Below are 10,169 nucleotides of genomic sequence, written 5' to 3'. Positions count from 1 at the left end.
TTCGCGCGACTTACAGTCACACGTTCGGAAAATCAGCGTTCAGGATGACGGCCGCGTTGGTTTTACTGAACATCCCTGATCTCAACCTCTATCCTCTTGCAAAAGCAATTCATTGATACTTGCTCTTTGGTGGTCCTCGATTGACTTAATCCGGGCAACTTTCTCAAGCAATGCTCGAGTCTGGTCTGAAATTTGCCCCTGATTTTGTGTAAAAATCTGCGCAAATTTTGGTAGAATATCCGTTGGTTTATAATCAGATGATTCTGGGGTCAAACGATCAATGGTATTTCTTGATTTTTCTGGTTTTTTAACAACTGGCATCAGCAAGGATGCATAAATTTGCAAACCATCATTGAGAAACAACTGAAAAATTTCTGCATCAGGTGCAAAATAAAGGTTTGGATTTGTGCAATGGGTCAATCGATACTGCCCGATGAGCTCTCTTTTATAGGAATCATCCAAGACCAATGATATGCCATCTGTATCCTCATTGAGCGTAGCTTCATCATCCCCTGCAACAGATGGAAACAGAAGATCTTTTAGGAAAATCTGATGTGCCAGGTCTGCTAGATATAGCAATTCCACAGCAGTCTGGTCATGATCTTTTCGTTGCTGGCTAGCAGCCAAGCTTATGCTCGCAACGGACACAAACTGTAATCGTACGTTTTGTAGTTCCGGCAATAATTTAATTCTTTGGAAACACTCAATACAGTCGATAAATTCAAATGAATTACCATCTTTGTATTTCCAGATGTTCGCCGTTATTTTGTTAAGCATCAGTTCAGCAAGATTTTCTGGAGGACGGGAATATAGATAAGGCACTGTAGTATCTTCTAAGGGCCTGTCAAATACTTCAGAAAATTTAGGTTCTAATTTATTTTTCTTGTCTACGATATGCAGATTAATTAAATGGCATAACTGAGACTGGATGTATAAGGGAAGTTTCTCGTGCCCGATGAGCTTTAAAAACAACTCCCGAGCACAATGTTTGTTTGTTGCTTGCTGTTGCAACCAATCATTAGCCAAGACAAATTTTACCAACAAGCATGCAAAACCATGATCAAATTGAGTTTTGTTATTAGAATGCGCAATATAAAACTTCATGACACTTTCAAGAAACAAGACGAATGTTGATTCTGTATTTTCTTGATAGAGATAATCCGTTATGTGAAGATATTTCCAAGTTTCTATAAAAAATTCTCTTGTTTTTGCAGATTGAGGATTTAACTGACTCCAGTAATTGTCAGTTACTTTTTCAATAAGTTCATCCAATATTTCAAACAGTTCTGGGGTAACTTTGGCAACATTTCGTGAAAAAAGCTGCAACGCAGCCTGTAAGACTTGTATGTATTGACCGGTAATCTGAGGTGATGCTGATATTTTGCTAATTTCTGGTTTAAGCTGCTCCCATATATTTTTTAAGTTCTCGCTAAAATTAGCATCCGTTAGAGCCTCATCATAAAGCCAGCAAAACATCAAAGCTTGCATTTTGGCAGGCAGGTTTGCTGCAATTCCAAACTCTCTATGTAACCAAGCGTTGCGTTCTGCTAGAAATAATTCATCCACGGTTTTTTTCAGATAAATATTGAGAAAATCTAAACGAATAATCAAAGGAAGAAAAACATACTGGCTAATATCATAGTATTTTTTTCTTAAGTATTTTTGATATTCCAGCGATAGGTGGTCTATTATTTCTTGGGATCTGGAATAAAAACTTTTGATTATTTTTTGTATCGAATCAGTACTAATTTTTCGAGATACTTTCTGCAATTTTTGATAACAAAATAATATCTCTTGGTATGCATCGAATATTGGTCGAAGATGCAGCTTCCAGATCATATCTTGCGGCCCTGCATCTGCGGCAAATGCTTGGCGCAAGGCAATTGGCAACATAGCATTGGCATGACGCCACTGCTCAACTTGCTCTTCTTCACACAAATACGTCCAAATTTTGCTGTCCCAGCGTTCATCTGGAATAATCATGCTGCTATACTTAAGGCAGTAATAAAGAAGCAGCTTGTAATCTTCAATTTTATTTACATCTTGCCATAGACTTGTTATCATTCCTTTTTTAAATTGATGCGCGATGTTTGAGTAAAATGGCACAAGAGCAGCCAAGAATTTTTTATTCTCTTCATACAAAAGTATAATAGCGTTGCGGTAATTTTGTATTTGCACTAACCTGCGTGAATCTACTTTTTCTGCTGCAACCATCCAGGATAGCTGGGCCTCTTCTAATCGCATACAATCTAAAAGGCACTGAATTTTTTCTTGTTCGGACTTTATTTTAAGCTCCTCTATTTTGTAATTTGTAAGATAACCTTTAAAATACTTAATTGCTTTCTTAAAAAATTCTTGGTTTTTATCCAAGCGTGCCAACCAATAATACGAGTAAGCCCTACTTCTTTCTTCATAAATACTTGGAGCAGAATACATATTATCTATGGCATTTTCGTAATGCTGGCAGCTTTTGAGAAAAAATCCGGCCGCTTTAGAACGTTCTTGAGTATGGTGCCCCAATTTTTCTGCCACATATGCAAGACAAAATTCTCTAGAGCTATTATTGCTATCGAGCAACTGTATTTGGGGGAGTGTATCATAGACATGGCTTATTTTTTTATATGCTTCTTCTATGAAAGCGCCAGCCTGGTGATCATCTATCCCGGTCTGCGCTACTTCCCATTGCAAGGACAAAAGAGTGACATATTTTTTATAAAAGACAAGACTGTTATGTTTTCCACTTTGATTTTCCATGCTTTTAATGGCTGTATTGAGAGATTTTACGCCCCTGCCAGAATCAATTTCAAGCAGCGCCAATTCTGTATGGGCATCGACAAAGGTATATTCTAGATCCTTAAAGTTTTCTAAAGTGGACAATTGATTACAGCAGGAAATACAAAGCTCCAATAACCGCTTTTTCAAAGCAGGTTCTTTGAGAAGCAAAGCACGTTGCAAACAGCCCCGCGCTGTAATTATGCCCTCGCTTGCATCATAATTGGGCAAGATCTCGCGCATAGCTTCGCTGGCAGGAAACAGCGTATGTAATTTTTCTAGAAATATGCTGTAAACATATTCACCCAGAGGGACAACGATTTCCATAACCTCCACCCAAAAGCCGTTGTTTTGCTCACCTTCCAGAGTAAACAAGGCATTCACATGGTGCATAGTTTGCTGTAGAAAATATTGCTTTTCTTCACTATTCTGACTTAATTGATAGGCTAAGCCGTGCATTTTGGCCAGGCAAAGGTGAGATTTTCTCTTGCCAGACATCTGGTAGCGTTGCTCATAAAAGATACCCTGCTTGAGCAAATCCAAGCTTTGTTCTCGCTCCACCAGATGATAAATAGCTTGACTAAGTATGTGGCAGTTTTGCTTGGAAAATTTATCGGCAGTAAAAAAGGCAACCTGATGCAAAACGATCTGCTGTAACCTTAAGTACTCGCTCTCCTTGCTGTTTTGTTTAAAGAAAGGTAATAATTCCTGAAGAAGTATAAATTTTTCTTTATCGTCTATAGTTTCTAAAAATCCTATAACTTTAGCGCAATGGGACCAAACATTGCTGAGGTTATTCTCTTTCCTATAGCGATGAGCAGCTTGCAAACCGGCTTTGATATTTCCTTCACGAAGCAAAACCCAGTGCTGCAGCTGCCCTTTCGTGTGTTGCAGCCACAGGGGCAGCGCTAATTGATTGTAATTTTTAAACTGCCGGATCGCTTCTGCTGCTATTTTATCCCGCAGTGCACCCTCTTGTTTTGGAGATAATGTACCGCTTGCAACTTGGCTATCCAGTTTTTGTTGTGCTCTTTGTAAGGGAGGAAGTATGACTGTGTCTGTTTCTTGGTTGTATTCTGCCTTGCTCGTCAAGTATTCCTGCAATTGTAATGCCCTGCCATATTGCCTCTTTTCCAGTGCCCTTGAAAACTCATTTTCCAAAAATTGTGGTTGGTGACAAAATTGTCGGACAGAATCAAATAAGGAGGCAGGCGGCAGAAAAAGCCCCTCTGGATTATTGCGACCTTCTGGCAATTGTACAGAGCAAGCCAACTGATCTTTTAAAAAACACGATATATGCAGAGCCATCTCATAGACAAGCCAATCAGCAACTCTGCAATCTAGGTCAATCGTAGTTTCTTCTTGTTCAAAATCAGCAAGTTTTGCAGCATAGGCCTTATAAAGCTCAGCCCCTACCTTTGTAAATTTGCCTGCACAACCATCAAACTCAAGCAGACGCTCTTCCTTCGGTTGATCAAAGTAGGACAAAAAGAAATAATAATAGTCCTTGGCAGAAAATTTGTTTCCTAGATGGAAATTTTTAAATTCTTCTCCGCAAATATCCAGTAATAGCGTGTCTTTTGATAAAAAATCCTTGATAATCTTATGATTTTTATATCTTTCTAAAGTTAAAGCGATAAACTTCCTTTCTTGGAAAAGCTCTTCCAAAACCTCAACTGGGAAAGGATTAGGCACAGCTGCTTCCAAAGTGTTTGCTCGCTTTTTTCTAACTTCAGCCAGGTCTGATTTTATAACGCTGAATGTGAATCTTCGGCTTCTGGAAGGAGGTTTCTTGGATGGTTTTCTAATGACTACCTTTGTATCCAAAGGTCTTTCCTTTTTTTTCTTCTTAAATACTATATTGGTACCCCCAGATCTGCGACGATGCCGAGGAGAAACCAGAGAATTGACCCCTCCTTTGGAATCAATATTTCGCGTTGTTCTATCCTGTGAAATGGATCTTTTTAGCCTTGCTGGTTTAAAACTTGGTGTATCCGTGGCATAAACACTACATAAGGCAAAAACACACAACAGCATACATACAAGCGTGCATTTGAGGTCAGCTTTAGCATAGGCAACAGTGTTAGCCATAGATATTTAAGACTCATGCTCAAGCAATTGGTTGAGACACCTTTGTTGCAGTGGTTTTATCGACTTTATAAGTGCAACTTTCGCAAGCAGTTCCCGGGTCTGATCTGAAATCTGCCCCTGATTTTGTATAAAGACCTGAGCAAATTTTGGCAGTATATCCACCGACTTGGGCAGCTTGGGTGTCTTGCCGGCAACTGGTAGCAGCAGTGACGCATAAATTTGCAAACCATCGTTGAGAAACAACTGAAAAATGTCGTTGCTCGGGGCAAAATAAAGCTTTGGGTTTGTGCAACGGATTAATCGATACTGTTTGATAAGATTTTCTCTATGATTTGCATTTAAAATAATCTGCTTACCTCCTGTATCCTCCTCTAACGTCAGTTTCTCCGAAGGAGAAAGGGAGGACTGCGATTCTTTCAAAGCAATTTGATAGGCCAAGTCTGCAAGTTGTAGCAATTGTCTAGCGATCCGATCATGAGGTTCTCTCTGCTGACTGGCTGTTAATCCTATACAAGCAACCGACAGGAACTGAATACGTGCATTTCCTAAATCTGCGTTTTGTCTAAGGTGGTTGTTGAAAAATTGTATATATTGGGTCAACTTATCACCCGTCGTTTGACTCGCGGGATTGCAAATGCTTGCAGTAATATTGTCAAGAACCAATTCAATAGTCTTTTCAGTATCTGACTGAAAAATGACAGGAATTGCGCTCATCTTTGTTGGTGATTTATTTTTTTTATTAGAAAAATTTAGTTTTAATTTATCTTCTTTACTTGTAATATATCGATTTTCCAGACAACATAACTCATGGCGAATATAGCTGGGAATAAATTTTTGCTTTACAAGTGTTTGGAAAATACCCCTGGAATTACTCTTTTCTGCTGCATGATGTAGTAATTCACTAGCGCGAACAAAGCGTGACAACAATATTGCAGAGTCATAGTCAAATTTTTGTTTGGCTTTTAAGTATGCAACGTAAAACTTCATGCTATATTCGAGAAACAAAGCAAATGCGATCTCCATATTTTCTTGATAAAAAGGATCTGCAATGTGGAGAGTTTTCCACTTCTTTGCAAACTCTTCCGCGGTTTTTGAAAGGTCAGCATCTGGATATACCCAATAATTATCGGTTACCTTTTCAATAATTAGATCTAGTATTTCAAAGAATACCAAATTGTCTTTGACGGTCTCTTCTTGCAAAAAAAGGTTCAAAGTCGCCTGTAAAATCTGTACGTATTGATCGGTAATCTGTACCTCAGCTGAGGTTTTACCAAAGTACGGTTTAAGCTGTTCCCATATGAGCCTCAAATTTTCTGCAAAACAATCTGGCGTTAGCTTCTCATCATAAAATCTCCAAAACATCAAGGCTTGCATTTTACGAGCGACGTTATCTCCGGTTGTGGCTTCTCTGGACAACCATGTATTACGCTGTTTTTCCAGAATTTCTTGCATATTCCCTTCCGCACTCTGTGTACTTTGCCTCTCATCAACATCTGGTTCGTCGTCAAGTGGTTCATCATAAAATAATTCATTTGTAAAATAACAATCAATCCCATTAAGGTAAACATTAAAAAAATCCAAACGCATCTTTAATGGGGATAGATCGTAATTACTAATTTTGTAACAATAATCGTTTAATACTTTTGTATATTTTGGCGATAAACCATTTTTTACTGCTTCCATTTTCACATAGAAATCTTGAATCATTTTTTCTGCTGAATCAGTGTTTCCAAGCTTAGACATTTCCTGTAGTTTGTGATAGCAAAACAGCTTCCCTTGATAGGCATCAAAAATTTGGCGAAGATAAAGCTCCCAGACTACATCTTGTGGCTTTGCATCATTTTCAAAAGGTTGGCGCAAGAAGAATGGCAGCATGACATTGGCATTATGTAACTGCTCAATCTGCTCTTCTTCCTGCAGGTAGCTCCAGATTTGACTGTTCCACCGATCCTCTGGCACGAGGACATTGCCATAGGTTAGGCAGTAATTGAAAAGTAGTTTACAGTATTCAATTTTATTAACATCAGCCATTCCATCTTCCGGTATCGTCCATTTAAGTTTGTTTGCAGAAAGTGAGTAAAATGGCACGAAGTCAGTTAAAATCTTTTGAGATTTCCCACATAAACGAACCATAACCTTAATGCATTGTTGTATTTGATCTAATTTTTTTCCTCTAATACTCAAGGATATCTGAGTTTCTTCTAATCGCATGTAGTCTAAAATGTACTGAACCTTTTCCTGTTCAGACTTTTTTGCAAATTCTTTAGCTATTGTTTTAGATTCTGGAAGGTATTCCCGGAAATAATTAGCTGTTTTTTCAAAATATTTACTATCCTCAGTCAGGCATGCTAGCCAATAATACGAGTAGGCTCTGGCTCTTTTATCATAAACATCTGGATTATCTGTATCTTTTATTGCTTTTTCATAGTGCTGGCAGCTTTTTACAAAAAATTCGACAGCCTGGGAATGTTTTTGCGCGTAGTGCCCCAATTTACCTGCCACATATGCCGAACAAAATTCTATAACGTTACTATCAATATTTCCCCAGTCAGCGATGATAAGTTCCTTATATACCCTATCTATCTTCTGATATATTTCTTCTTTTACGGAACTATCTTCAACAGTTGCCTCCCATTGCAGCCCTGAAAGCGCGACATATTTTTTATGGAGAGCAATAATATTTCCTGCATCCTCAGCCTTAAATTGTTTTTCTATTTTTTCAAGAGCGCTCTTTAAAGAGCGCATACCTGTACCAGTCTCCATGCCCAGCAATACCAATTCTGTATGGGCATCGATAAATGTGTTTTCTAGGTCCTTAAAGCTTTCTCGATTTTCAGCTTGTTGGCCCGCTTCTTGTCGGTTAAAGAGTACATTACAACATTCAATACAACGATTCAGTAGTTCTTGTTTCAGTTGCAGGCCCTCGAGAATCAGAGCACGTTGCAAACAACCCCGGGCCATAATTCTGCATTCACTTTTATAGTAGATAGGGAATAATTCGCACATCTCTTCATGATCAGAAAATTTCCTATATAGTTTCTCAAGGAAGATACTGTGAATGTACTCACCCATAGGCACAACAACACTCATCGCATCTGCATAAATGCCTTTTTCTTGTTTAGAATTTAGTAAAGCATCTAGATGATACATAACTTGTTGTAGAAAATATTGCTTTTTTTCATCGCTCTGGCTTAATTGATAAGCTAAGCCGTGCATTTCTGCCAGAGGAATATAAGTTATTAACTGGAGAGATTGTTGCCATTTCTGCACATAAAAGATGGCCTGCTTGAGAAATTCCAAATCTTGTTCTCTCATAGCTATATGATAACTTGCTTGAGCAAGGGTTTGACAATTTTTACTTGAGAATTGATCTGCTGTCAGAAGAGCAAACTGACTTAAAACACTCTGTTGCATTTTTAAATAGGCATCATTGTGGTTCCGCCTCTTTTCAAAAAAACGAAATAATTCATCAAAAATTATCAACTTTTCTTTATTGTCTAATATTTCTAAAAATTTAATAATATTAGAGCAATGGAGTAAAAGCTTGTCCAGGTTATTTTTCTTTTCGTAAAAATGAGCGGCTTTCAAACTGGTTTTGATCATTTCTGCATGGACCAGAATTCGTTGCTGTAATTGCTCCCGCGTGTGTTGCAGCCATGGGGGTAACTCTAATTGACTAGAAATCTCAAACTGCCGTAACCCTTCTTGAGCGATTTGATCGCGCAATTCAGTTTCTTGCTTTGAAGATAAAGTGCTGTCTTCAACTTGGGCTTCCAGTTCCTGCCGGGCTCGTTGCAAGGGAGTATGACGACTGCCCAAACGTATCTGTTCTGAACTACTTTCTGTTGAACTATCATTTAATTGATTATATTCTTCTTTGTTTATCAAGTATTTTTGCAATTGTAATGCTCTACCGTATTGATTCTTTTCCAATGCAATTGAAAATTCATTTTCCAAAAATTGTGGTTGGCGACAAAGTTGTAAGATAGAATCAAATAGTGAGGGAGGCGGCAAAAAAATACCCCCTGGGTTCTTTCGGATTTCTGGAAATTGCAATGAGCAAGCCAATTGATCTTTTAAAAAACGAGATATGTAGAGAGCCATCTCATAGACAAGCCAATCAGCAACTCTTCGATCAAGATCAATCGTGCGCTCTTCTTGTTCAGATCCAATAACTTTTTCAGCAAATTTGCTGTAAAGCTCAGAACCTATTTTTGTAAATTCGATGGCATGACCATCAAACTCAAACAGACGCTCTTCCTTCGATTGGTCAAAATAGGACAAAAAGAAATAATAATAGTCCTTGGCAGAAAGTTTGTTTTTCAGATGGAAACTCTTGAATTCTTCTCCGCAAACATCCAACAATAGAGTGTCTTTTGATAAAAAATCCTTAATAATCTTATGATTTTTAGATCTTTCTAAAGTTAAAGTGATAAATTTCTTTTCTTGGAAAAGATCTTCCAAAACTTCAACTGGGAAAGGATTTGGCACAGCTTCTTCTGAAGTGTTCGGTTGATTTTTTCTGAGTTGATCAAAGTCTGACTTAGGACGATCGGATTGACTTTTTGATCTTTGCATCCCTGAGGTGTGCTGCTTATCAGGTAAAGGTAGAGATAGCTTCAGTGACGGCTCTGGGCTAGCATCCTGCTTTTCTGAAGCATAAACATTGTGAATTAAAAAAATGCACAACAGCAACCACAAATGCAGGTGACTGAGCTTACGTATAAGAGTTTTTTGCCTTTGTGTAGCTTTCTTCATACGTAAATCCTTCACAACCCATTGTATTTTGTGCATGCCCTAAGCTTTTTCATGCAAATTATGCCCCAGGTTGCCAAAAACGGGTTAACACGAAGTTAAGATCTCTTGTAGAGATTTATGTTAACCTGAGTGTAAGGAAACTGAGGTTTTGATTTCACTTCGGTATAGCACATTTTCACTGAACAACCCTGGATGAAATAAAGTCTTAATTGACAGAGCTTATGAAAACAGGGTACAATACGGTATTACGGTAATACCAAAGGTTAAGGTAAATGCTCTATTCGAAACTAACTCAAAAATATCAAACAACAATCCCTCAGGATGTTAGGGATTTTTTGTCCCTTCATCGCGGAGATCGTGTAGGATTTGAAATTATTGATGATCAAGTGGTATTGAAAAAAATCATTCCCCTTGATCTTGAACTTGCCCATGCACTCGAAGAAACTCTAGGTGAGTGGGGTTCTGATCTAGATAATGAGGCATACAGTGATCTTTGACCAATATGACATTGTCGTCGTACCATTTCCCTTTACGGATAAAAAAACTAG

3 protein-coding genes are annotated in these 10,169 nt (G+C 38.1%); 1 reads left to right on the top strand and 2 read right to left on the bottom strand.

From position 1 onward, the window contains the following. Positions 1–81 precede the first annotated feature (81 nt). Positions 82–4,863, bottom strand: a complete 4,782-nt coding sequence (locus ABFQ95_05515) for a hypothetical protein (GenBank protein ID MEN8236982.1) — start codon at positions 4,861–4,863, stop codon at positions 82–84. A gap of 6 nt (positions 4,864–4,869) precedes the next feature. Continuing rightward, positions 4,870–9,621 (bottom strand): hypothetical protein, encoded by a 4,752-nt coding sequence (locus ABFQ95_05510; GenBank protein MEN8236981.1) that lies wholly within the window; start codon positions 9,619–9,621, stop codon positions 4,870–4,872. Between the two features lie 272 nt (positions 9,622–9,893). Between ABFQ95_05510 and ABFQ95_05505 the strand changes: the two genes are divergently transcribed. After that, a complete protein-coding gene (locus ABFQ95_05505; protein ID MEN8236980.1) occupies positions 9,894–10,118 on the top strand; it encodes a type II toxin-antitoxin system PrlF family antitoxin in 225 nt (74 codons plus the stop codon). Positions 10,119–10,169 lie beyond the last annotated feature (51 nt).

The organism is Pseudomonadota bacterium, assembly GCA_039714795.1.
GTDB lineage: Bacteria > Pseudomonadota > Alphaproteobacteria > JAGOMX01 > JAGOMX01 > JBDLIP01.
Note: the sequence above shows the minus strand (reverse complement) of the source record. Positions and strands in the feature narration are given on the sequence as shown.